General features: G+C 67.2%; 24 protein-coding genes and 1 tRNA gene. 14 read left to right on the top strand and 11 right to left on the bottom strand.

The window, feature by feature from the left end:
* Nucleotides 1-80: 80 nt before the first annotated feature.
* Both B4V06_RS07965 and B4V06_RS07970 read right to left on the bottom strand, forming a co-directional pair.
* Nucleotides 81-2,132: an ATP-binding protein gene (locus B4V06_RS07965; RefSeq protein WP_498168965.1), complete on the bottom strand. Its 2,052-nt coding sequence runs from the start codon at nucleotides 2,130-2,132 to the stop codon at nucleotides 81-83.
* A gap of 72 nt (nucleotides 2,133-2,204) precedes the next feature.
* The gene (locus tag B4V06_RS07970) at nucleotides 2,205-2,744 is read right to left on the bottom strand and encodes a DUF192 domain-containing protein (RefSeq protein ID WP_498168968.1); all 540 of its coding nucleotides are present in this window, start codon (nucleotides 2,742-2,744) and stop codon (nucleotides 2,205-2,207) included.
* Nucleotides 2,745-2,901: 157 nt separating this feature from the next.
* Between B4V06_RS07970 and B4V06_RS07975 the strand changes: the two genes are divergently transcribed.
* The 4 genes from B4V06_RS07975 (at nucleotide 2,902) to B4V06_RS07990 (ending at nucleotide 5,430) form a co-directional block, all read left to right on the top strand.
* Nucleotides 2,902-3,492 carry a DUF8114 family protein gene (locus tag B4V06_RS07975; RefSeq protein WP_123112230.1) on the top strand — a complete coding sequence of 197 codons (591 nt, stop codon included), beginning with the start codon at nucleotides 2,902-2,904 and terminating at the stop codon, nucleotides 3,490-3,492.
* Nucleotides 3,489-4,388 (top strand): RNA methyltransferase, encoded by a 900-nt coding sequence (locus B4V06_RS07980; RefSeq protein ID WP_498168971.1) that lies wholly within the window; start codon nucleotides 3,489-3,491, stop codon nucleotides 4,386-4,388. Before B4V06_RS07975 ends, B4V06_RS07980 begins: the two co-directional genes overlap by 4 nt.
* A gap of 62 nt (nucleotides 4,389-4,450) precedes the next feature.
* Nucleotides 4,451-5,080 (top strand): AzlC family ABC transporter permease, encoded by a 630-nt coding sequence (locus B4V06_RS07985; RefSeq protein WP_498169077.1) that lies wholly within the window; start codon nucleotides 4,451-4,453, stop codon nucleotides 5,078-5,080.
* A complete protein-coding gene (locus tag B4V06_RS07990; protein WP_123112233.1) occupies nucleotides 5,077-5,430 on the top strand; it encodes an AzlD domain-containing protein in 354 nt (117 codons plus the stop codon). Before B4V06_RS07985 ends, B4V06_RS07990 begins: the two co-directional genes overlap by 4 nt.
* Before the next feature lie 20 nt (nucleotides 5,431-5,450).
* Here B4V06_RS07990 and B4V06_RS07995 read toward each other — a convergent pair whose 3' ends face one another.
* From B4V06_RS07995 to B4V06_RS08005, 3 genes are all read right to left on the bottom strand, one after another.
* Complete coding sequence (locus tag B4V06_RS07995) at nucleotides 5,451-5,819, bottom strand: DUF8147 domain-containing protein (protein WP_123112234.1); 369 nt, start codon at nucleotides 5,817-5,819, stop codon at nucleotides 5,451-5,453.
* A gap of 62 nt (nucleotides 5,820-5,881) precedes the next feature.
* Nucleotides 5,882-6,205: a DUF8066 domain-containing protein gene (locus B4V06_RS08000; protein WP_123112235.1), complete on the bottom strand. Its 324-nt coding sequence runs from the start codon at nucleotides 6,203-6,205 to the stop codon at nucleotides 5,882-5,884.
* 76 nt (nucleotides 6,206-6,281) lie between these two features.
* Nucleotides 6,282-8,213 (bottom strand): aldehyde ferredoxin oxidoreductase family protein, encoded by a 1,932-nt coding sequence (locus B4V06_RS08005; protein WP_123114815.1) that lies wholly within the window; start codon nucleotides 8,211-8,213, stop codon nucleotides 6,282-6,284.
* 297 nt (nucleotides 8,214-8,510) lie between these two features.
* On the opposite strand from B4V06_RS08005, the gene B4V06_RS08010 reads away from it, so the two are divergent.
* The 3 genes from B4V06_RS08010 (at nucleotide 8,511) to B4V06_RS08020 (ending at nucleotide 10,517) form a co-directional block, all read left to right on the top strand.
* Nucleotides 8,511-9,017 carry a VanZ family protein gene (locus B4V06_RS08010; RefSeq protein WP_123112236.1) on the top strand — a complete coding sequence of 169 codons (507 nt, stop codon included), beginning with the start codon at nucleotides 8,511-8,513 and terminating at the stop codon, nucleotides 9,015-9,017.
* A 37-nt stretch (nucleotides 9,018-9,054) separates the two neighbouring features.
* Nucleotides 9,055-10,149 carry an archaeosine biosynthesis radical SAM protein RaSEA gene (locus B4V06_RS08015; RefSeq protein ID WP_123112237.1) on the top strand — a complete coding sequence of 365 codons (1,095 nt, stop codon included), beginning with the start codon at nucleotides 9,055-9,057 and terminating at the stop codon, nucleotides 10,147-10,149.
* 164 nt (nucleotides 10,150-10,313) lie between these two features.
* Nucleotides 10,314-10,517 (top strand): DUF8106 domain-containing protein, encoded by a 204-nt coding sequence (locus B4V06_RS08020; protein WP_094522190.1) that lies wholly within the window; start codon nucleotides 10,314-10,316, stop codon nucleotides 10,515-10,517.
* A 60-nt stretch (nucleotides 10,518-10,577) separates the two neighbouring features.
* Here B4V06_RS08020 and B4V06_RS08025 read toward each other — a convergent pair whose 3' ends face one another.
* A complete protein-coding gene (locus B4V06_RS08025) occupies nucleotides 10,578-11,420 on the bottom strand; it encodes a 5-formyltetrahydrofolate cyclo-ligase (protein WP_123112238.1) in 843 nt (280 codons plus the stop codon).
* A 168-nt stretch (nucleotides 11,421-11,588) separates the two neighbouring features.
* Here B4V06_RS08025 and B4V06_RS08030 point away from each other — a divergent pair, with 168 nt between their 5' ends.
* A complete protein-coding gene (locus tag B4V06_RS08030) occupies nucleotides 11,589-12,287 on the top strand; it encodes a DUF4013 domain-containing protein (protein ID WP_498168976.1) in 699 nt (232 codons plus the stop codon).
* A gap of 96 nt (nucleotides 12,288-12,383) precedes the next feature.
* Nucleotides 12,384-13,004 (top strand): GTP-binding protein EngB, encoded by a 621-nt coding sequence (engB, locus tag B4V06_RS08035; RefSeq protein WP_498168979.1) that lies wholly within the window; start codon nucleotides 12,384-12,386, stop codon nucleotides 13,002-13,004.
* 484 nt (nucleotides 13,005-13,488) lie between these two features.
* Here engB and B4V06_RS08040 read toward each other — a convergent pair whose 3' ends face one another.
* Nucleotides 13,489-14,535, bottom strand: coding sequence for a hypothetical protein (locus B4V06_RS08040; RefSeq protein ID WP_498168981.1), 1,047 nt, complete (start codon nucleotides 14,533-14,535; stop codon nucleotides 13,489-13,491).
* A 42-nt stretch (nucleotides 14,536-14,577) separates the two neighbouring features.
* On the bottom strand, nucleotides 14,578-15,291 hold the full coding sequence (locus B4V06_RS08045; RefSeq protein ID WP_498168984.1) for a DUF1405 domain-containing protein: 714 nt from the start codon (nucleotides 15,289-15,291) through the stop codon (nucleotides 14,578-14,580).
* 119 nt (nucleotides 15,292-15,410) lie between these two features.
* Here B4V06_RS08045 and B4V06_RS08050 point away from each other — a divergent pair, with 119 nt between their 5' ends.
* Together B4V06_RS08050 and B4V06_RS08055 are read left to right on the top strand one after the other, a co-directional pair.
* Entirely contained in the window at nucleotides 15,411-16,073 is a 663-nt protein-coding gene (locus B4V06_RS08050) for an FxsA family protein (protein WP_498168987.1), read from the top strand.
* A 106-nt stretch (nucleotides 16,074-16,179) separates the two neighbouring features.
* Nucleotides 16,180-16,253, top strand: a tRNA-Ile gene (locus B4V06_RS08055).
* A gap of 925 nt (nucleotides 16,254-17,178) precedes the next feature.
* Here the strand turns inward: B4V06_RS08055 and B4V06_RS08060 are convergent.
* From B4V06_RS08060 to B4V06_RS08070, 3 genes are all read right to left on the bottom strand, one after another.
* On the bottom strand, nucleotides 17,179-18,201 hold the full coding sequence (locus B4V06_RS08060) for a tyrosine-type recombinase/integrase (RefSeq protein WP_498168989.1): 1,023 nt from the start codon (nucleotides 18,199-18,201) through the stop codon (nucleotides 17,179-17,181).
* A 277-nt stretch (nucleotides 18,202-18,478) separates the two neighbouring features.
* On the bottom strand, nucleotides 18,479-18,721 hold the full coding sequence (locus tag B4V06_RS08065) for an amphi-Trp domain-containing protein (protein ID WP_123112247.1): 243 nt from the start codon (nucleotides 18,719-18,721) through the stop codon (nucleotides 18,479-18,481).
* A gap of 6 nt (nucleotides 18,722-18,727) precedes the next feature.
* A complete protein-coding gene (locus tag B4V06_RS08070) occupies nucleotides 18,728-19,147 on the bottom strand; it encodes a CBS domain-containing protein (protein ID WP_123112248.1) in 420 nt (139 codons plus the stop codon).
* Nucleotides 19,148-19,425: 278 nt separating this feature from the next.
* Between B4V06_RS08070 and dhaK the strand changes: the two genes are divergently transcribed.
* The 3 genes from dhaK to dhaM are packed head-to-tail and all read left to right on the top strand — an operon-like array spanning nucleotide 19,426 to nucleotide 21,577.
* Entirely contained in the window at nucleotides 19,426-20,427 is a 1,002-nt protein-coding gene (gene dhaK / locus B4V06_RS08075; RefSeq protein ID WP_123112249.1) for a dihydroxyacetone kinase subunit DhaK, read from the top strand.
* Entirely contained in the window at nucleotides 20,424-21,197 is a 774-nt protein-coding gene (dhaL, locus tag B4V06_RS08080) for a dihydroxyacetone kinase subunit DhaL (RefSeq protein WP_123112250.1), read from the top strand. Before dhaK ends, dhaL begins: the two co-directional genes overlap by 4 nt.
* A complete protein-coding gene (gene dhaM / locus B4V06_RS08085) occupies nucleotides 21,197-21,577 on the top strand; it encodes a dihydroxyacetone kinase phosphoryl donor subunit DhaM (RefSeq protein WP_123112251.1) in 381 nt (126 codons plus the stop codon). The genes dhaL and dhaM overlap by 1 nt, the downstream gene beginning before the upstream one ends.
* Nucleotides 21,578-21,585: the final 8 nt, after the last annotated feature.

The following is a 21,585-nucleotide window of genomic DNA, read 5'->3' on the forward strand; positions in this document are numbered from 1 at the left end:
ACGGGCGCGAGCGACATAAACGGGACGAGTACCCGACGCGCTCGCCGGGGAGTCGAGAGTAACGGCCGTCGGGTCGCGTCTCACGACGCTTTCGGGAGGCGGATCGTGACCGTCGTGCCCTCGTCCCCCGCCGTCGTTTTGAGTTCGCCGTCGAGGCTGGTGACGATCCAGTGGATCAGCCACAGACCGAGGCCCTCGCCGTGAACCAGCGGCGTCTCCACGTTCGACTGCAGGACGTCCCGTTCTATTTCGGGGATCCCCGGCCCGTTGTCCCTCACGGCGATCGTCACCCCCGTCTCGGTGTCCGTCACGTCGATCTCGACGACGGGCGGGTCGCCGCCGTGTTTCGCGGCGTTTTCGACGACCTCCCACAGCGCCGTTTTGAGACGCTCGTGGGTGTCAACCACGACGGCGTCGGGGGCGTCGATGGTCACCGACGCCTCGGGATACTGCATCTGCAGCTCCGAGACGGTGTCCTCGAGCATCGGGACGATGTCGACCGGTTCGAGGTCGGGCGACAGCTCCCGGTACTCCTCGAGACGCTGGGCCGACTCGGTCAGATCGAGCAACTGGTCGGCCGTGTCCCTGATCTGTGTCGCTTTCTCCGCATCCTCGCCGCTGAGTCGGCCTTCGAGCATCTCCGCGTACCCGGTGATGATTCCCATCTTGTTCCGCATGTTGTGACGCAGCACGCGGTTGATGACGCTGATGAGACCCTCGCGCTCCCGGCGCTTCGTCGCGTCACGCACCATCAACTGGATGCCCACGATGTCCTCCGTCGTTCGCTCGTCGGCGGGAACGCTCCCCTCGTAAATGGGAACACCGCGCACGTCCGTGAACACGGTCGCCTCGGCTTTCGTCTCCAGCGGAAAGTCCCGCACCATGTTGCGTTTGCCGTCGAAGATCGGCTCGATCTCGTTCCACGCCCGTTCGATCGTCGCCTCGTTTGGGAGCGTGATCGAAACCGGTTGCCCCTCGAGTTCCGCCGGCGAGTAGCCGAGGAACTCCTCCACTGACGGCGAGGCGAATGTGAACCGGCCCTGCTTGTCGATCCGGAAGACGAAGCCGAAACTGGCGTCGATGACGCCTTGATAGAGCTCGTTCTGCTCGTTGATCTCGGCCTCGCGTTCGGCGAGTTGGCGGCGCTGGCGCTCCGTCTCGGTTACGTCCGACAGTAATACGATCTGCGCTCCGGTGTCGCCGAGCGAGGTGGTGCTCGTCGAGACGAAGTAGTACCGCAGTTCGTCGGACCGCTCCCGTTCGAGTATCTGGTCGTCGCTCTCGAGGGCCTCGGCGACCGACGGAACGGTCTCGGAGAGCCGGTCGCCCCTCGACTCGTCGAGTTCCGGTAACACCTCCCTGACGGTCGCCGAATAATCGCGGATCCGTCCCCGCTCGTCGAGATAGATGGAGAGGTCGTCACCGAACGACGCCCGCTGGACCGCGAGGAAGCGGCGTTCGAAGACGAACAGCACACCGACCGCGAACACCGCCACCCCGATGGGGGCGTAGATGATGTTGATGAGCAGCGGCGTGAACTGAGCGGTGATGTCGAGCACGACCGGGAGCCCGATCAGGGCCGAGAGCGCGCTGAGGGGCCCGGTGTCGTACTCCGATTCGAAGAAGAGCTGGAAGATGATGAACAGTCCCACCGCCGACAGCGCGTACGACAGGCCTGTCGCGGTCCAGTGGAGCACGTTGTGTTCCACCGCGAGGTGGGCGAACGGCGTCGACGCCTGCCGCGCCGTGAAGTACGCCCCGTGAATGGGGTTCGTGACTTTGACCGAAACGACGACGAGAAAGATGGCCGCACTCACACGTCGCAACGACTTGTTGCGGTGGTACATCCGTCCGGAGTAGGCGGAACAGAAGTAGAGCCACGCCCAGACGGTGGCGAACCCGATGGCGAGTCCGACGATGTACGCCGGCACGCGGAACGGATCGGGGAGCAGGAACCCGGCGGCTCTGAGGAGCGCCCACCCGCCGGCGGTGGCGAGCAGCCCCACCAGTCCGCGGCGGACGTCGGGGTCCTGAAACTTCCGCGCCCGACCGATGGCGGCGAAACAGACGAGTCCGCTGAGCGCGAAGACGGCGAGATATATTTGCCCGACGGTGCCGAGATTCTGTAACACTAACTGAAAGATGGTCGCTTCAGATAATAATAAAAGTTGGCTTGTGAGACACAAATAACTCCTCCACGAGTGTCACAGCTCGAACGCCAGCTCGTCGCCGGTTTCGACGCCGTGGCGGTCGGTCCATTTATAAGGAACTTCCAGCACGTACCGACCCGATCCGGGGTACTCCTGCTCGCTGCCGTCCTCGTTCGGCCCCGGTTCCGGCGCGTTGTGGATCTCGACGACCGTCCCCTCGGCGTCGGCGTAAACGATGTCGATCCCGAAGTCCATCTCGCGCATGACGAACGTGAGCGAGTCCTGCGGCGCCGGGAAGACGAACAGCATGCCGGCGTCCTCGGGGAGCGTCTCCGCGTCGCTGAGCCCGAGGCGTCGCTGATCGCCGGTCTCGGCGACCGCCGCGGTCACCGTCCCGAGGAGGTCGCCGTCGGCGGTTCGAGCCTCGACGTCGGTCGTCGCGTAGTCGGCGTAGGCGCCGGACGGCCAGTCGGTCGCGGGGTCCGCTCCCTCGCCGCTGTCGGCGTCGGTTCCGGCCGGAGTGGCCCCCGCACAGCCGGCGAGTGCGCCGATCGAGCCCGCACCGATCGCGGCCAGCAGGTTCCGGCGTCGCATGGCCCGAAGTACGAGTCGCTCGCGTATATGCCCCGCGGAGGGGTCGCCGACCGCCGAGGAGGTCGACTGCCTTGGCCGCGGAACGAACGCTCGGGCCGACGAGCGCGCTCGTTCCGGGAAGGACGCGCTTTTATCCGCGCCGCGTGTAGCGCCACGCATGGCGAAAGTGAGCGTCGGCCTCCGCGGATGGCGGTTCGACGAGGAGGAGATCTTCACCGGCGACGGCGAGCTCAAGCCGCTCGACGAGATCCCCGAGGGGCCCCGCGAGCGGCTCTTCAGGCTCGTGGGTCTCGTCGAGGAGCCGTGCGACGTCTGCTACCTCGAACACGGCGAAAGCGAGGTCCACCGCTGTAACCAGGCCGAGATCGTCTACGGGGAGCCCGAAGGCGAGGTGCTGTGCTGCCCGGAACACGAGCCCGACCTGATCTACTGGTACCGCGAGGAGGGCGGGAGCGAGCACGCCGGCAGCGTGGAGTTCGGCGACCGCTTCCACGAGTGGGTCGCGGCCGGCAACGAGGCCCCCGAGGGGTACGGCTCCGTCGAGCACGTCGAGGAAGACCCGGAGGGGCTCCCGGACCTGCCGGACCAACAGGAGATCCAAGAGCGCGTCGAGCAGGACTTCGAGGGCGACCGGATCGACATCCTTGAACTCGCCGGGGAGGACGACGAAGGTGACTCCGAAGACGAGCTGGACGAAGACGAGTTCCGGGACGCCGACCTCTCGACCGACTACCCGTCGAACCGATGAGCGGCGGGGACGAGGGCGCGGTCAGCGAGGGCGACGCGAGCGCCGATTCCGGTGACCCCGCCGATTCCGGTGACCCGGCCGATTCCGGTGACTCGGCAGACTCCACGGATTCCGACCGCTCGGCCCGCCGCAAGCCGGTCGTGGTCGTCGTCGAGCCGGAGACCCCCGGCAACGTCGGCACCATCGCCCGCGCGATGAAGAACTTCGGCCTCTCCGAGCTCAAGCTGGTCGATCCGCCCGAGCTGAAGGAGGACGGCGAGGCGTACGGCTTCGCCGGCCACGCCCGCGAGGACGTGCTCCCGAACGCCGAGGAGGTGACCTTCGACGAGGTCGTCGCGAACTACCACACGGTCGGGACCACGGCGATCACCGGCGAGGACGACCGGAGCCACGAGCGCTTCCCGTTCAAGACCCCCGCCGAGCTCCGGGAGTCGCTGCAGACCGTCGACGCGCCGACCGCGATCGTCTTCGGCCGCGAGGGCCGCGGGCTCAACAACGAGGAGCTCTCGCGGCTCGACGAGGTGTGCTCGATCCCCGCGGACGACGACTACCCGGTGTTGAACCTCGGCCAAGCCGCGACCGTCCTCCTCTACGAGCTCCGCGATCTCACCGTCGACGAGACGCAGCTCCCGGATACGGCGGTCACGCGGGCCCCCGAGGCCGACCTGGAGCGCTTCCACGAGTTCTTCGGCGAGTTCCTGGAGGCGACCGGCCAGCGCGACCACCAGATCGAGAAGAACGCGCTGCTGATGCGGCGGCTGCTCGGGCGCGCGCACCCGACCGAACGCGAGGTTCACTCGCTGCTGGGCACGTTCCGCAAGGCGAACGCGAAACTGGAGCACGCCGAGCACCTCGCCGCGAAGTACGACGAACCCGTCTACCCGCGGGAGCGATAGCCGTGAGCGACTCCCTCCTCGACGGCGACCTCTGGGCCGGCGTGCGGGACGTGTCGCCGCTGATGCTCGGCATCGTCCCGTTCGCGCTCGTCGCCGGCATCGCCGCGGTCGACGCCGGCCTCGGCCTCGCGGAGGCGGTCGGCATGTCGGTGATCGTGTTCGCCGGGGCCTCCCAGCTCGCCGCGCTCGACCTGCTCGGGGCGGACGCGCCGCTCGCGGTCGTGGTCGGCACGGCGGTCGTGATCAACGTCCGGATGGTGATGTACTCGGCCTCCATCGCGCCGTACTTCGCGGAGTACGGCCGCCGGCTCCGGGCCGGCCTCGCGTACCTGCTCACCGACCAGGCGTACGCGCTCTCGGTCGCGGAGTTCGACGAGGACCCCGGGCGTAGCCGCTGGCGCTACTACCTCGGCGCGGCCGCGTCGCTGTGGGTGGTCTGGCAGATCGGGACGGTCGTCGGCGTCGTCGTCGGCGCCGGCGTCCCCGACGCGTGGGGACTCACCTTCGCGGTGCCGCTCGTCTTCCTCGCGCTCCTCGTCCCCGCGATGAAAGACCGGCCGACCACGGCCGCGGGCGTCGCAGCCGGCGCGGTCGCGGTCGTCGCCGCCGGGCTCCCGCTGAACCTCGGACTGCTCGTCGGGGCGATCACGGGCATCGTCGTCGGCCTCGCGGTGGAGGTGATCGGCGAGTGACGGGCGCGCTTCCCGCCGTAAGCTCCCCGCGCGTCTGGCTCGCTATCGTCCTCATCGGGGTCGCCACGTACGGCTTCCGGCTCTCCTTTATCCACCTGTTCGGCCGGATCGACGAGGTGCCGCCCCGGATAAAGCGTCCCCTGCGCTACGTCCCCCCGGCGGTGCTCGCCGCGCTCGTCCTCCCGGATCTGGTAACGCTGGGCCCCTCCGTCACCGCGACGCTCCTCGACGAGCGGCTGATCGCGGGCGCCGTCGCCGGCGTCGTCGCGTGGCGCACCGAGAACGTGTTCGCGACCATCGCGGTCGGGATGGGCGTCCTGTGGCTGTTCCGGTTCGTCGTCTTCGCGTGAGGCGCTCCAGTCGGTCAGTCTCAACCGATTCGCCCCGAGTACCGCCGCGCGAGGAGCGCGACCGCGACCGCGCAGAGCCCGGCGACCGGGACCGCGGTCGCGACGCTCACGAGGCCGCGAGCCGGCGGCACGGCGTACGAGACGGCGGCGACGGCGAGCAGCGCGTACCCGAACGCGGCGGTCCCGAGCAGGACCGGCCTGAACCGCGGCGAGCGCCAGAGGCGCGCCCGGACGGCCGCGCCCGCGGCGACTCCGAACACGACGCCGACGGGGAGGCCGACGAGCGCCGAGAAGGCGATCCGGGCCGCGAGCGCCTCGGTGATGACGGCGGCGACGACGAGGAACGTCGTGAGCGCGACGCCGACCGCCGCGACTGGGCGGGGGTTCATACCCGCCAGATGGACGGCTCACGGCTTAAATAAGACGCCGCGTTCTCGTGTCGCGAGACGGGCTACCGCCCGCGCTCGCGCTCCGAGACTCGGTCGGCGGACGACTCCTCCCGCTCGGCGACCGATCCGAACTGGTCCCCCCGCTCGGCCTCGCGCTCGCGGGCGTCGGCGATCCGCTGGGCGGCGTCCGCGAGCGCGTCGAGCGCGGCGAACAGGCGGTACGAGAGGTACGGTCCGAGGGTGAGCCCGAAGGCGACGATGAGTCCGAGCAGCGGCTGCGCGGCGATCACGACGGAGTAGACGAGCGTCAGGAGGGGCACGGTCGCGACGACGGTGCCGAGTCGCGTGCGGAGGGCCTCGGCGGGCGAGAGCGGGTCGTGCGCCATGGACGCCGCTACCGGCGCGGGTCACTTAAAAATAAACGCGAACCGGAGTCGCGCGCCGGTCGCGCGGCGGCCCTCCTCAGTCGTCGGCCGGAGCCGCGGAGTCGCCGGCGGAGACGCCGGTACCCGGGCCGATGTCGATCCCGAGCTCCTCGAGCTTCTCGTCGGGGACGACGCCGTCGACCCAGTCGCGGGTCTCGTAGTACTCCGCCTTCATCTCGTCGAGCTCGACCAGCTCGCCCTCGCTGGCGCCCGTGCCGGGGATGGCGTCCGGGTGCCCCTCGATGAAGCGGTTCGGCAGCGTGTCGTCCGCGCCGTCGAAGCCGGCGAGGTTGTTGAAGTAGCGTTCGAGGTTGTACACCCGCTCGCCCGCCTCGAACAGCTCGTCCTCGGAGAGGTCGCGGCCGGTCATGCCGTTGTACTGGAGCACGTACTCCTCGATCCCCTCGGCGAACGCGCTGAACTTGCAGATGTCGAACGAGTCCGACACCGCGTGCAGGTCCTGGAAGGTGGCGGTGAGCTCGCCTTTGCCCTCCCACTCGTACGGGTCGACCTTCTCCGGGATCCCGAGGATCTCGGCGGCCGGCGTGTAGCCGCGCAGGTGGCACGCGCCGCGGTTGGAGGTCGCGTACGCGATCCCCATCCCCTTCATGCAGCGCGGGTCGTAGGCGGCCATCGTCTGACCCTTGACGGAGAGCTTGTTGCCGTGCGCGTCCTTCGCGTCGGCGACGCGCTCGGGCCCCTCCGCGAGAAGGTCGCCGAGGTCCGACGAGCGGTGGCCGATCTCGTCGAGGAGGTCGATCATCGTCTCGGAGTCGCCCCAGTCGAGGTGACCGACGCCCTCGAGTTTGCCCTCCTCGCTCATCTCCATCGCCATCGCCATCATGTTCCCGGCCTCGATCGTGTCGATGCCGAGGTCGTTACACCGGTCGAGCATGACCGCGATCTCGTCGCGGTCGTCGTGACCGGAGTTCGGGCCGAGCGCCCACGCGGACTCGTACTCGTACGACTCCATGCGGACGTTCAGGTCCTCGCCCTTGTGGGTGACGTCGACCTCGACCTCCTTCTTACAGGCGACCGGACAGGAGTGACACGTCGGCTCGTCGACGAGGATGTTCTCGCGGACGTTCTCGCCGGAGACGCGCTCGGCCTGGACGTCGATCCCGTCGGTCTCGCTGTACGCCTCCGTCGACGTGTGCTGCGCGTTCTTCGTCGGGAGGCCGTCCATCTCCTCGGTCGCGTTCATCAGGACGTTGGTGCCGTACATCGAGAGCCCGCCCTCGTTGGGCGCGGTGACGTCCGACTCCCGGATGACCTCCATCGCCTGCTGGTAGCCCTCCTGGAACGTCTCCGAGTCGGCGGGCTTCGGCATGTCGGTGCCGCCCTTCACGACGACGGCCTTCACGTTCTTCGCGCCCATCACGGCGCCCGTGCCGCCGCGGCCCGACGCCCGGTCGTCCTCGTTGATGACGCAGGCGTAGCGGACGCCGTTCTCGCCGCCCTGCCCGATCGCCATCACGGAGAGGTTCTTGCCGACCGACCCTTCGACCTCCTCGCCGAGATCATCGATCGTGTCGTGGACGCCCTGGCCCCAGAGGTGGGAGGCGTCGCGTACCTCGACCTCGCCGTCCTCGACGAGCAGGTAGACGGGGTCGTCGCTCTCGCCGTCGAGCAGGATGCCGTCGAGCCCCGCCCACTTGAGCCGCGCGCCGGACCAGCCGCCGTGATGGGAGTCGGTGACCGTCCCCGTCAGCGGAGACTTGGTCACCAGCGCGATGCGGCCGCTCATCACGGTCTGGGTCCCCGTGAGGGGGCCCGTCATGAACGCCAGTCGGTTGTCCGGTCCCATCGGGTCCACGTCCGGGCCGGCGTCGAAGACGTACTTGACGCCCAGGCCGCGCGCGCCGATGTATTTTTTCGCGTCCTCGTCGTCGATCCCGCGGTACTCGACCGCTCCCTCGCCGAGATCGACCTGTGCAACTCGGTCTCTGTAGCCGCCCATTTCAGTCATGTAATGCTCGTTCATTATAGACGGACTGTAGCGTGTTAGGTGTTCACCTCCCGACGTAGCCGAAACCGGTTACGATTCGTCGCGTGTCACGTGAGGGGCGTTTATAAATCCGGCGCGGCGGCGACGCGGTCGAGACTCGGAGACAGCGCCCCGGTGAGGTGCGGTATCGGCGGAGATCGTCGCCCCGTGCGAGCGAGCGGTTTCGACGGGGAGCACGCGCCGGCGCCCGGCCGCTCGGGAGTCATGAACCCTTCTGGAAGCCGTGAGCCATAACTCCCCGCGAGGCGAACCGGGAGCGTGACCGGTTCCGCGTCCGACCGGCGAGCCCGATCCGACGGTCCGGATTCGACCACCGGAGCGTCTGCGACGCGACCCCGGACCGCCGCGGCCGCGTTCGGGGTCGTCGTGTTCGTCGGCTCGGTGGTCCCGGTTCCGACCGCGTCGTCGGGTGGGGCCCCCGGCGGCGCGATCGGCGGTCTCGTCGACGGCGCGTTCGACCTCATCGTCGGTGCGCTTCCGGCCGGGCTCGGGCTCACCGCCCCGTTCCACTTCGTCGGCTACGCGGTGCTGGCCGCCCTGTTCGTCCGCGCGGCGAACCGGGAGCGACGCGGCGTCGCGGTCGCCGCGGCCATGGCGGTAGCCGCGGCGACCGCGTTCGGGTTCGGGATCGAGCTCGTGCAGGCGCCGATCCCGTGGCGGTCGTTCGCGTGGACCGACGCCGCGCTCAACGCCGCGGGGGCCGTCGTCGGAGCGGTCACCGGCGCGGTCGCCGGCCCGGTCGCGGCGCGGACGAGTACGCGATGACGACACGGCTTTACGCGCTCGGCCGCTCCCTCCGGTAATGAGTAAGCCGAGCCCCGACGCGTACGAGCAGGGGCGCGGGATGGACGCGCACAACGCCGTGATGCGCGATATCCGCGCCGAGCGCTCGGAGACGTACGACCCGACGCAGCCGACCCGCGTGTGGATCGACGAGGACAACACGCCCGACGGCGTCGTGAACTCCCTCACGATCATCTTAAACACGGGCGGGTGCCGGTGGGCCCGCGCCGGCGGCTGCACGATGTGCGGCTACGTCGCCGAGTCCGTGGAGGGCGGGAGCGTGAGCCACGAGGCCCTGATGAACCAGATCGAGGTCTGTCTCGATCACGAGCGGGAGGAGGCGGACGCGCCCGCCGAGCTGATCAAGATCTACACCTCGGGGTCCTTCCTCGACGAGCGCGAGGTGCCCGCGGAGACCCGACGGGCCATCGCGGAGACGTTCGCGGACCGGGACCGGATCGTGGTCGAGTCGCTGCCGGACTTCGTGAGTCGGGAGAAGATCGGCGACTTCGCCGACCACGGGATCGCGACCGACGTGGCCGTCGGGCTGGAGACGGCCACCGACCGGGTGCGCCACGACTGCGTGAACAAATACTTCGACTTCGCCGACTTCGAGGACGCCTGCGCCGAGGCGGCCGCGGCGGACGCCGAGTTCGACGCCGACGTTGGGATCAAGGCGTACCTCCTCATGAAGCCGCCGTTCCTCGCGGAGCCGGAGGCCGCCGCCGACATGATCGACTCGATCCGGCGCTGCGCCGACGTCGACGGCTGCCACACCGTCTCGATGAACCCCACGAACGTCCAGCGCTACACGATGGTCGACGAGCTGTTCTTCGAGGGCGGCTACCGGCCGCCGTGGCTCTGGTCGGTCGCGCACGTCCTCGAAGAAACGGCCGACGTCGACGCCATCGTCGTCTCAGACCCCGTGGGGCACGGCTCCGACCGGGGCGCGCACAACTGCGGCGAGTGCGACGACCGCGTCCAGACCGCGATCAAGGACTTCGACAAGCGGCAAGACCCGAGCGTCTTCGCACAGGTCTCCTGCGAGTGCGAGGCGACGTGGGAACACGTGATGGAGGCGGAGACGAGCTACAACATGCCGCTGGCGCGATAGCGATCGGTGACGCCGCCGACAGCTACCGATCGATTCTGTTCCGCTTTCTGAAATGAATGTGAGATTTATAAGCAAGAGACGGCGCAGATTTGAGTTATAGTTCGGAATATACCGAACGATCAGGTCGAACAAGACCCATATACGTCCGGCTCCTACGGCTGCACATGAACGCAGTCGCTAGCGGTCCCCGGTCGTCCCGCCGGAAGTCGGTCCTCTTCTGTGCGGAGTGTAGCTTCCAGAACCCCGTCTCGGAGGGGTGGCTCGTCGTCAGCGACGGCGACGAGCGCACCATCGTCTGCCCCGAGTGCGGTCACGTCGCCGACCACCGCACGGAGCGGTCCGCGCCGTCGCCGAAGCGAGCGGACTGAGAAGCGCGCGAACTGAGAAGCGCGCGAACTGAACGGTCGGCCGTCCGAATCCCGTTGTTTTCACTCCGGTGCCCGCTCCGCGAGCACCGGAATGTCGTCCAGTCGCTCGGCGTCGAGCACGTCCCAGTCGACCCCGGACGGCCGCTCGTACGGCGTCTCAGTCCGGATCGTCCGTTCGGGAGTAGTTATCAGATCGAGCGGCACGTCGTGAGCGTCCGGCTCGGGCAGTCGACTCGACGCGGGGCCGTCCGCTCCGCCGGCCTCGCCCGCCAGCGCCGACGCCGGGCCGTCGATCACGGAGAGCTCGTGGACGGTGGTCGCGACCGTCGTCTCGTCGTCGTCGGGCTTCGCCCGACTGCCAGAGGCGCGTTGCGCCTCGCTGTCCACGGCGTCGAGTTCGCGGAGCATACCCCATTCTAAGTCACTGTACCCCTCGCCCTTGCCGATGCGGGCGCCGTCAGTGGTGACCGCGACGGAGCCGGAGACGACGAGGTCGACGTGGGGGACGTCCTCCGGCGCGACCGGCGTGCCGTGCGTCGAGATCCCCGAGACGGTCGTGGCGTCGTCGATCGTCGGGCGGTCGGCCGCGCCGTCGTCGTCGGGCGCGGCGAGTTCGTCCGGGTCGAGCCGGAGGAACGGGTCCGGGTCGCGCAGCCGCGGCTGCGCCACGTACACCGTCTTGCCGGCGCGGAGCGCGGCGCGCCTGACCGGCAACTGCGGGGCGTCGGGGTTGCACTTGAGCGTCGCCGCCGCGGCCCACTCGTCGGTCTCGGTCAGTCGTTGGCACGCCGCGTCCGCGCCCGCGAAGTTCGGGATCCGGTCGTGGGGCGGGAACGGGAACCGGGCCTGGTCGCCCGCCTCGAAGGCGTCCCAGACGGCCTCGCGGACGGCCTGCTTGTCCATGGATTATGGACGGTCCGACCCGCCAAGTAAGCCTCGAACGCGAGCACGGGGAGGTGGCCGTCCGCCGATTGCGACTCGGTCCGCCGATTGCGACTCGGTCCGGCCCGTCCGCCGATCCGGCGGCACTCACCGCCGAACTTATATATCAGATCGGTGTTGATTCGTCGTATGTTAGAAGACGGACTCTCGTATCCGATTCGCGGCGACTGGATCGGCCGCATCGTCATCGGCGGGATACTGGGGCTCCTCTCGGTGCTCGTGATTCCGGCGTTCCTCATCGTCGGCTACCTCGTGCGCGTCTTGGAGCGGACGATCGGCGGCGACGAGGTCCCCCCGGAGTTCACCGACTGGGGCGAACTGCTGACGAAGGGCGTGATCGGGACGATCATCACCCTCGCGTACACGGTGATCCCTGTGGTCGTCTACGCGGTCGTCGTGGGGGTCGTGAGCGGGACCGGCGGCGCGGTCGGCGGCGACGTCGGCGCGCTCGTCGGCGTGGTCGGCCTCCTGCTGGCGCTGGCGTTCATCCCCGTGCTGTTCCTGATCTACTACGCCGTTCCCGCCGCGCTGTCGGCGTACGCGGCCCGCGGGGAGCTGAGCGCCGCGTTCGACCCGGAGCTCCTGAAGCCGGCGCTGCTCAGCACCGAGTACCTCGTCGCGGTGCTCATGCCCATCGTCGTGGCGGTCGTCATGTGGATCGCGACCGCGCTGCTGGCCGTCACCGTCGTCGGCCTCCTGCTGGTCCCGTTCGTTCAGTTCTACGGGCAGGTCGCCGTCTTCCGGATGTTCGGCTCGGCGTTCGCGACCGTGAACGACCGCGTCGAAGGCGACACGCGCGCGAGCAACGACGTCGGGACGACGCTCTGAGGACCGGCGGCACGACCTATTGAGGATCCGCGGTCGCCGCCGCGGGTCGCAACCGACGACGCGCCTTTTAAACCGCTCAGTCGCCCACGTACGGGTATGTTCGAAGACCGGCCGGACCGCGACGCCGAGGTCGTCCTCGTGGGGCGCTCGAACGTCGGCAAGTCCACGCTGATGCGCGAGCTGACGGGCCACGACTTCTCGACCGGCGGCAAGCCGGGGGTCACCCGCCAGCCGAACCACTTCGACTGGTCCAGCGAGAGCTTCATGTTCACGGACCTCCCCGGGTTCGGCTTCATGTCCGGCGTCGAAGAGGAGCACCGCGAGACGATCAAGACGAACATCGTCCGCTACCTGGAGGAGAACGCCGACTCGATCCTCGCGGGCGTCGTCGTGATGGACGGGAAGGCGGCCGTCGACATCATCGACCGGCACGCCGAGCGCGGGAACATCCCGCACGACGTGGAGATGTACGGCTTCCTGGAGGACGTCGGCGTCGAACCCATCATCGCCGTTAACAAGACCGACAAAATCGATGACCTCGACGAGCGGCTCGACGAGATCTGCGACCGCCTCGGACTCTACCCGCCGTGGCAGCAGTGGTCGGATCGCGTGGCGCCGATCTGCGCGAAGCGCGGCGACATCGAGGCGTTAGAGGAGTGCCTGCGGACCCGTTTTCACGACCACAACCGCGACGACCTGCTGAAGTTCGTCTCCTGATCGGTCGTTTCGGGCAGGACCGTGAGTTCGGTTCGTGAAGGTCGCAGGTGTTCGTTTATAAGTCGACACTGGCGACTCGGCGGTGAACAGCTCCAAAGCCCCAGCCGCTCGGTTATACGTGAGCGACTCCGGATCGCCAGCGAACACCTCCAAAGCCCCAGCCGCGAGGGCGGCGCACGCTCGCTGCGCTCCTCGGTCGCTCACTCCGTTCGCTCCCTCCGGTGTCGCCGGCGGCTTCGCCGCCGGCTGCCCGTGGCGCTACGCGCCACGCTGCTTGCGTCGCCTCCGCCGCCCTCGCGGCTGCCCCTTTGAGTCCCACCCCGCACCGCACCGCACCTCACGCCTCCCCAACCTCGTCGCTCGCTATGCTCGCGACTCCCTCGCGCGTGCTCCTCGCACCCTGCGGGCGCTCGGAGGCACGCGCCACCGCATTCCATTTCTATTTATAAATGGTCGAGCGACATTCGGCCGAGATCGTACCGTCTCAGAACTCGAACCCGACCGCGTCGCGGTCGGGCCGGATCGGGCTCATCGGATACGGCGGGGAGGCTTCGGGGTCGTTGAACGGGCGGGGAGCCACGTCGTTCGGAGCGTCGGGGTAGAAGAGGGCGGCGAGCGTCTGGATCGCGTCTCGCCCGCTGGCGAGCTCGAACTGGCCGCCGCCGTACATCTCGATGCCGTGGTCCTCGCAGTACGCTATCGTCTCGAACAGCGATTCGAGGGTGCCGAACCTGGAGGGTTTGATGTTGCAGTAGCCGGGGTCGACCGGGAGCGATTCGAGGCTCTCGACGCCGTCGATCGGGTAGTCGAACGAGAGCCGGTCGGCCTGCGGCTCGACGAGGGCTCGCGTTTCGGGCGTGAGCGCGGGGTCCTCGACGATCTCGGCCGGGAACGCGGCAAACACGTCGCGGTACAGCTCGGGGTCGGCCTCGACGTCGACGTCGGTGTCCTCGTACCAGCCCTTCAGGTCGAGGATCCGGACGGCGTCGGTCTCGCGGAGGGTGACGAACGCCTCCTCCGGCCAGTCCGGGGTCGGATCGAGCTTGAACTCCAGGTCGTCGTCGAGCGCGAGCAGCTCCTCGACGCGGTCGGTCGTCGGCGGCTCGCCGAGCCGGGTGGAGACGACGAACCGCACCGGATCCGGCTCGATACCGAGGCACTCCCCGAGCGACTCGCCGCGCTGCCGGAGCGCCAGATCGAGCGCGGCGCTCTCGACCGCCCACCGGCGGTAGTTCCGGAAGTGCTCCCGCGAAGGCGGCTCGTGCGCGAACAGGTCCTCGTCGTCGAGGCGCGTCGAGAGCTCCGCGATCGTCCACTCGCCCTCGATGTCGACGTGGTCGGTCCCGACGAGGGCGGCGTGGTCCTCGGCCTCGTAGGTGACGTCCTCGCCGCGCCCGACGACGCCGTCGCCGGCGAGCCGGAACTCGGTGGTGGTCCGCTCGAACCCGCTGGTGGTCTCGCCGGTGTATCGGCGCCGGTCGACCGATTCGATCGTCACGGACAGCCCCGCGATCCGCTCGTAGGCGCTCATGGGTGGGCCGACGGGCGCGGCGAACTTAAAGAGGGGACGCGGTCAGCGCCCGTCGCGACCGGGACCGTGGCGGGCCCGAAGCTTCTCGACGTGCGTCCCGAGCGTCCAGAACAGCGGGATCACGGTGAGCGCGACCGCGCCGGCGGCCGCGACCTGCAGCACCGTGGTGGTGAACCACGGGGTGGCGTCCGCGTACGGAAGCGAGGTGTGTGTCACGCCGCCGGTGACGGGAACGAAGTAGTCCATCAGGAGGTCGACGGTGTACCACGCGGTCGCGACGGCGACCGCCTTCGGCGGGAAGTCCGTGATCCGGTAGAGCACGAACGCCTGCACGACCATCCCGAGGTGGCTCACGAGCAGGAACGCGTACAGCGGCGGCCCCGACGTCTCGACGAACCGCGGCGCGAAGACGACGAGCACGTACGGGGTCCAGAGCCCGAGCTTGATGTTCCCGAAGAAGGCGAGCGCCGCGAGGGTGTCGCTCGACCGGCCGACCGCCCACGCCGCGAGGGCGAGCGCGATGAGCAGCGTCGCGCCCGGGCTGTCCGGGACGAACGCCCACATCTCGACGGGCACTTCCCGGAACTGGAACCGGTAGTACCAGAAGCCGAACGCGGTGCCGACGAGGTTGATCGCGACGATGACCCACGCGAACCGGAAGGCGACGTCCTCCAGCGCCTTCGGCAGCGGTGCGACCCACCGCGGCAGCGACTCGCGCTCCGGGGGCTCGCGACCGAGCGCGCCGACGATGTCCATACCCTCGGGTCGGACCCGCCGCTCAAAGCCGTGGCGGTCGCGGATCGCCTCCCCGAACGGACTCCGAGCCGCCGCCGGGACGAAAAGGGCTATGAGTCCCCGGCGGGAACCCTCGTGGTATGCGCCCGCGTACGCTGCTCGCGCTGCTGCTCGTCGTCCCCCTCGTGGACGCGCTGTTCCTGATCGTGGTCGCGACGCGGCTGGGGTGGGCGGTCACGGTCGCGCTGGTCGTGTTGACCGCCGTGCTCGGCATGCTCCTCCTGCGCGCCGAGGGCCGGGCGACGCTCGCGCGCGTCCAGCGCAAGCTGGCCCGCGGCGAACCGCCGACGGACGAGCTGCTCGACGGCGGCCTGCTGATCGCCGCCGGCGCGTTCCTGCTCACCCCCGGGCTCGTCACGGACGCGGTCGGCTTCCTGCTCGCGTTCCCGCTCTCTCGGGTCCCGATCCGGATGGCGCTCAAAAAGTACGTCGTGGTGCCGTACATCGACAGCGAGACCGACGGCTTCGCCTCCGGCAACGTGTACATCGGCGGGTTCCCCGGCGACGGCAACGGCAGCGGGGCCGGCTTCACGATGGGCGGCGGCGGATTCGGCGGGAGCGGGTTCGACGGCGATCCCTCGGGCGACGACCCCGACGACTTCCCCGGCGCGGGCGGCGCCGGCGGGGCGACCGACAGCGGCGGCGGAAACGGCGGCGATCGCTTTGACGACCCGGATCGCGCCGACGACGTGGTCGACGTCGACTACACGGTCGAGGACGAGGAGTCCGAGCGAACCGACTGACCGCGAGACCGTCGGGTCGCCCGGCGTCGAAACCGCGAGACGGCGGGGGAGTGACGAAAGGAAACCCTTAAAATCCTACCCGCGCAACGACTGAATGCGCTCACCTGGGCCAATAGCTCAGTCAGGTTGAGCGCTCGGCTGATAACCGGGAGGTCCACGGTTCAAATCCGTGTTGGCCCACTCACAGCGCCCACGATTCTTTGTCGTGGCGCGTTAGGGGCTGTCTCCTCCCCAGCCACCTAACTTCGTTCCAACTCTGGATAGTTAGAACGCTCTGTATTAGTAGATTTCAACCGTTGCTTCCACGGAGCCCTTCTACGTCGTGGACTATCGGTTAGCCGCGCACCTTCCGGGTTTCAGAATTCGGATTTTTCAGGTTATTTTTGGAGCAATTGGATTAAGAATAGTCCCTAAGACGAGAAAACACTCAAAGCTGCCTGCTGAGGCTGTTAAGAAGCCATTTTAGTCGTCCACGGTTTTGCTCCTGTTGGAGCTTCTTTTCGGTTGTATTAATCGCCATATCCAGCTCTTGAAGACCAGTTTGCGGGAGAAGTGGATTTTCTCGCCTCGCTTTATCGTAGAGACTCCGAGCGGTTACATCGGAAATGTCAGCGCGACAGTCTGGACCGAACCGGATATCTGCGTCCCGATGCCCTTTGACGGTGGAGTTATATAAGTTAGAACTGACATTCCGCTCAAAATCCCATCCTAAGCGAGCATCGTTCGACTGGAAATGTAGATCTTGTCCGAGGATTGGAGCATTCTTAGCTCGAAGCCCAGTATCGGTGTAGTTTGTTGTAGTCACATTATTCAGTATCATCGGCATTCCATCGTTCTTGATAGCTGTACTACCACCGTCAATATGGACATTCTCCATTACTACACCGGGAAATCCCGAATGAGGTCTATTCATTTGCTAGATTATTGTGTACTTTCTTTAATTAATGTTCCGTGACCGGAGTGAAAGTGGAACCTAATAGAGAACTAGATAGCGTTTATTATAACTATGTTAGTATGTCGGTGATTTTCCGGTGAATCTCAGAGAGTCTTAATTGAGGACTGATTATTAGTTTGATTGGTAGCCCACAATTCAAAATTTGTTCTGTTATAATTCGTCAGTATAGTCTCTCCTCTGTTCTGATTTCTTTCGCTCTGTACGGCGGTCATAGTGCTTTTCAAGCACGTCAAGGCTCACATTCATCCGGTCGCTGACGACCTTCTCAGGAACGTCCTCCGCCAAGTGGTAGGTAATTGACCCCCGACGAATCGCGTGTGGACTGACACTCGACGGACAGGTACTAGCCTTGTTATTCTCCATCGCCTCACACGACTCTATCTCACGGTCATGAGGACACTCACCTGTATATTGGCAAGGACGGGTGATCCGATAGATGCTATCTCGGAGAGAAGACTTTGCCGGGCGTCCATGACGAGATGTGAACAACGGCTGTCTACCGTCATCGTCGGCGGCCTTCTCGCGTTCGTATTTGAGATAGGAATCTAGCGCATCACACACTTCGGTACTCAAAGCGACGTATCGTTCACCGGCTTCCTTGTTTTTCAGCCGGGTTCCTGACTCAGGCCGATGATGAAGCTCGACATATTGCTCTTCGGGATTGTAGTCAACGATGTCGAGAGCGTGGGCAGCACCTATTCGCATCCCCGTATGCCACAGTAGCTCTACGAGAGCGTGTGTCCGAGATGCGAATTTGAACTGCCGGAGGTACTCGATAAGCTTTTCTGCGGCGCCCTTCCCGAGTGTAACCGTTCTTCGGTCCTCGTTCGTGCTCAACGACGGCATCAAGATCTTGTCGTGAGTACCGGGTTCTACAGCATCGATGTCCTCACACCATCTGATGAAGACACGGAGCGTGGAGAGCTGTGTCACCAGCGAGACGTTGTTCAAGTCACCGTCTTCACGTCGCCAGATTTTGTACTGTTGGAGGTTGCGACCCGTCAAGTTGTTCAGATTGTCGATCTCTGCGACGTTCTCGCACCACTCCACGAAATGACCAAGCCGGTAGCGGTGAGCTTGGAGCGTAGAGTCCGAAACTTCTGGTTGGCGTTGGTCAAGGTACATTTCTAAAGCACTATCCACTTCGATTTCAATCAGGTCTTGCTCACTCATGATTGCTCAATCGCAGGTTGCGCGAAGCCCTGATTAGCGGCGGTGCGGCAGACGCCGAGGGCGGAAACCGCCCGAAGGCGTCGAGGTCCACAGGTGAAAATCCGTGTTGGCCCACCTACAACGCGCACGGTCTTTGGCCGTGCGGGATTGGTGGGCTGGGACTCCCCAGCCACCCAATTTCGTCCTACTCTCGATAGTCGCCACCGTCGGTATCCTCAGAGAGAAATAAAAGCCGCGTGCCGCGCACAGGGAGAGTGCAGTCGGCACGGGTCGAGGGCTACTCCGTCCACCTGATCTCGTACTCCAGTTCGAGCCGCTGGTCTCCGGTCTCTGAGTCCGTCAGCCGTTCGAGTTCGACCTCGAACCGGGCGCGTTCCGGAACCGTCGCGGTCTGCGTTTCCGCGCCGCTTCCCAGCGTGACGTCGCCGGACTCGATCTGGTCCGCGGCGTCACGCAGCGCCTCCGAGATCGCCGCTCTGTCGATACGGTTCTCGCTTTTGAACAGTTGTTCTTCGGGCATTTGGGATCAGTACTCCGGTCGCTGGGCGCGGATGAGATCGCCGAGCTGTTGCTGTTCGTCGGCGAGCAGTTCGGCCACGTCGTCCGCCGTGATGATTCCGACGAGCGTGTCTCCCTCACAGATGGGGAGGCGTCGGATTCCGTGCTCGGCCATCAGGTTCGTCGCCTCGTAGAACCCGGTGCCGGGTTCGGCCGTGCAGAGCCCGTCGGTCATCACGTCTTCGGCCGTCTGCTCGGTCGGATCGACTGCCGCTCCGAGGACGCGAACGGTCAGATCCCGGTCCGTGACGATCCCGACGGGCGTCTCGCCGTCCGTGATCACGACGCTACCGACGTTCTCCTCGTCCATGGTCGCCGCGAGGTCGGTCACGGAGGTTTCGGGGGGAGCCGTGACGGCGTCGCTGCGAGCGAGGTCTTCGATTGGCATATGGTTTCACCCAGTTAGAAATATGAGCCAACCGACATAATTGAGTATCATGATTGTTGATTCGTGGGAACGCCTGCGCGGTGTATCGCGCCACCGTCGACCCGCGTGAGCGATCCCAGCGAGTTTCGAGCGATGGGTCCCAGCGAGTTTCGGGTGCCGGAAAGAGGCGCGAGCGCACCGTTCACCCGGTGTTAAGCGCGATCGCTCTGGCTGCGACCGGTGAGGAGCGTGAACTCCCACTATCTTTAACAGATCTCGGAGTGTCATACACGTTGATTATGAAGAAGCTGATCAACGACCCGGACGACGTCGTCGACGAGATGCTTGACGGGATGACCGCGGCGTACCCGGACCGACTCCGCCGGCTCCCGGACACGCAGGTGCTCGTCCGCGACGACGCGCCGGTCGACGGGAAGGTCGCGCTCGTGACGGGCGGCGGGAGCGGCCACGAGCCGACCCACGCGGGGTACATCGGCGACGGCATGCTCGACGGGGCCGCCGCGGGCGACGTGTTCTCCTCGCCGACCGCCGACGAGTTCGAGGAGCTGATCGGGGCCTGCGACGCCGGCGACGGCGTCCTCGCGATCATCAAGAACTACGAGGGCGACGTGATGAACTTCGAGACCGCCATCGAACTCGCCGAGATGGAGGGCGTCGAGGTCGAGAGCGTCGTGGTGAACGACGACGTCGCCGTCGAGGACTCGCTGTACACCTCGGGGCGACGGGGGGTCTGCGGGACGATCCTCGTCCACAAGGCGGCCGGCGCGAAGGCCGCGCAGGGCGCCGAGCTGTCGGAGGTCAAGCGCGTCGCCGAGAAGGTGATCGACAACGTCGGCACCATGGGCACCGCGCTCACCTCCTGCGTCACGCCGGAGAAAGGCGAGCCCACCTTCGACCTCGGCGACGACGAGATCGAACTGGGAATCGGGATCCACGGCGAGCCCGGCACCGAGCGCACCGAGCTGATGAGCGCCGACGAGATCACCGACGCCCTGACGGAGGCCGTCCTCGACGACCTCGACCTCGACGAGGGCCAGGAGGTCCTCACGATCGTCAACGGGATGGGAGGAACCCCGCAGATGGAGCTGTTCGTGGTCAACCGCCGGCTCCAAGAGCTGCTCGGCGAGCGCGGCCTCGAGACGTGGGACGCGTGGGTCGGCGACTACATGACCTCGCTCGACATGATGGGCGCGTCGGTCACCGTCTGCGCCGTCGACGACGAGCTGAAGGAGCTGCTCGGCGCGCCGGCCGACACCCCCGCACTCACCCAGACGCGATGAGCGGGGGGACCCGAACCGACGGCGGAGCGGCGGACGATGCGAGCGACGGCGACGCGGTTGTCGCGGCGGTCGAGGCGGTCGCGGACCGCATCGAGGGCGAGCGCGACCACCTCACCGACCTCGACTCCGCCATCGGCGACGCGGACCACGGGGGCAACATGGCGCGCGGGTGGGCGGCCGCCGCCGAGGCGGCGCGCGACCTCGACGACCCCGACCCGCAGACCGTCTGCAAGACGGTCGGGAAGACGCTCATGGCCGAGGTCGGCGGCGCCTCCGGCCCCCTGTTCGGCGGCTCGCTCGTGTTCGCGAGCGCGGAGCTCGACGGCGGGGTCACGCCCGAAAGCGCCGTGGCGTTCGCCGAGACCTACCTCGAGAAGGTCGAGGACCGCGGCGACGCCCGCGTGGGCGACCAGACGATGGTCGACGCGCTCACCCCCGCGGTCCACACGTTCAAGAAGTCGATCGAGACGGACGAGCTCCCGCCGCTCGAAGCGCTCGCGAAGGCGGTCGACGCGGCCGAGCGCGGCGTCGCGTTCACCGTCCCGATCCGGGCGAAGAAGGGGCGCGCCTCCTACCTCGGCTGGCGGTCCGTCGGCCACCAGGACCCCGGCGCGACGAGCGCGCTGTTCATCCTCGAGGAGCTGCTCGCGGTCGCCGCCGACCGACTCGACGCCGAGGTCCCAGACGTCGACGCGACCTCGCCGACGATCCCTGACGAGGGTGCGGCGGAGTCGGATGACGCGACCCCGCCCGACCCGGAGGACGGCTGATGGTCGGGCTCGTCGTCGTCTCCCACAGCGAGCGCGCGGCCGAAGGGATCGTCGAGGTGGCCGCGGAGATGGCCGGCGACACCCGCATCGAGCCCGTCGGCGGCGACGGACAGGGCGGGATCGGCACCGTCCCGGACGACATCGGGGCCGCGATCGACGCCGCGGACGACGGCGACGGTGTCGTCGTCCTCGTCGACCTCGGGAGCGCCGTGATGAACGCCGACGTCGCCGTCGAGCTGAGCGACGCCGAGGCGGTCATCGCCGACGCGCCCGTCTTGGAAGGAGCCGTCAACGCGGCCGTGGCCGCGACCGATCCGTCCGCCACGCTGGAGTCGGTCCACGAGCAGGCCGAGGCCGCCCGCGGGATGGAGAAACTGTAACGAGGGTA

The organism is Halorubrum sp. B53 (assembly GCF_059752395.1).

What these genes read in the sequence shown, in the direction of transcription:
- B4V06_RS08005 (WP_123114815.1), bottom strand. Translation starts at nt 8,213, where the DNA reads ATGACTGAAATGGGCGGCTACAGAGACCGAGTTGCACAGGTCGATCTC.
- B4V06_RS07970 (WP_498168968.1), bottom strand. Translation starts at nt 2,744, where the DNA reads ATGCGACGCCGGAACCTGCTGGCCGCGATCGGTGCGGGCTCGATCGGC.
- B4V06_RS08060 (WP_498168989.1), bottom strand. Translation starts at nt 18,201, where the DNA reads ATGAGTGAGCAAGACCTGATTGAAATCGAAGTGGATAGTGCTTTAGAA.
- B4V06_RS08020 (WP_094522190.1), top strand. Translation starts at nt 10,314, where the DNA reads ATGAACGCAGTCGCTAGCGGTCCCCGGTCGTCCCGCCGGAAGTCGGTC.
- B4V06_RS08065 (WP_123112247.1), bottom strand. Translation starts at nt 18,721, where the DNA reads ATGCCCGAAGAACAACTGTTCAAAAGCGAGAACCGTATCGACAGAGCG.
- B4V06_RS07985 (WP_498169077.1), top strand. Translation starts at nt 4,451, where the DNA reads ATGCTCGGCATCGTCCCGTTCGCGCTCGTCGCCGGCATCGCCGCGGTC.
- B4V06_RS07980 (WP_498168971.1), top strand. Translation starts at nt 3,489, where the DNA reads ATGAGCGGCGGGGACGAGGGCGCGGTCAGCGAGGGCGACGCGAGCGCC.
- B4V06_RS08025 (WP_123112238.1), bottom strand. Translation starts at nt 11,420, where the DNA reads ATGGACAAGCAGGCCGTCCGCGAGGCCGTCTGGGACGCCTTCGAGGCG.
- B4V06_RS08045 (WP_498168984.1), bottom strand. Translation starts at nt 15,291, where the DNA reads ATGGACATCGTCGGCGCGCTCGGTCGCGAGCCCCCGGAGCGCGAGTCG.
- B4V06_RS08040 (WP_498168981.1), bottom strand. Translation starts at nt 14,535, where the DNA reads ATGAGCGCCTACGAGCGGATCGCGGGGCTGTCCGTGACGATCGAATCG.
- dhaM (WP_123112251.1), top strand. Translation starts at nt 21,197, where the DNA reads ATGGTCGGGCTCGTCGTCGTCTCCCACAGCGAGCGCGCGGCCGAAGGG.
- B4V06_RS08015 (WP_123112237.1), top strand. Translation starts at nt 9,055, where the DNA reads ATGAGTAAGCCGAGCCCCGACGCGTACGAGCAGGGGCGCGGGATGGAC.
- B4V06_RS07995 (WP_123112234.1), bottom strand. Translation starts at nt 5,819, where the DNA reads ATGAACCCCCGCCCAGTCGCGGCGGTCGGCGTCGCGCTCACGACGTTC.
- dhaL (WP_123112250.1), top strand. Translation starts at nt 20,424, where the DNA reads ATGAGCGGGGGGACCCGAACCGACGGCGGAGCGGCGGACGATGCGAGC.
- B4V06_RS08000 (WP_123112235.1), bottom strand. Translation starts at nt 6,205, where the DNA reads ATGGCGCACGACCCGCTCTCGCCCGCCGAGGCCCTCCGCACGCGACTC.
- engB (WP_498168979.1), top strand. Translation starts at nt 12,384, where the DNA reads ATGTTCGAAGACCGGCCGGACCGCGACGCCGAGGTCGTCCTCGTGGGG.
- B4V06_RS08050 (WP_498168987.1), top strand. Translation starts at nt 15,411, where the DNA reads ATGCGCCCGCGTACGCTGCTCGCGCTGCTGCTCGTCGTCCCCCTCGTG.
- dhaK (WP_123112249.1), top strand. Translation starts at nt 19,426, where the DNA reads ATGAAGAAGCTGATCAACGACCCGGACGACGTCGTCGACGAGATGCTT.
- B4V06_RS07975 (WP_123112230.1), top strand. Translation starts at nt 2,902, where the DNA reads ATGGCGAAAGTGAGCGTCGGCCTCCGCGGATGGCGGTTCGACGAGGAG.
- B4V06_RS08030 (WP_498168976.1), top strand. Translation starts at nt 11,589, where the DNA reads ATGTTAGAAGACGGACTCTCGTATCCGATTCGCGGCGACTGGATCGGC.
- B4V06_RS08070 (WP_123112248.1), bottom strand. Translation starts at nt 19,147, where the DNA reads ATGCCAATCGAAGACCTCGCTCGCAGCGACGCCGTCACGGCTCCCCCC.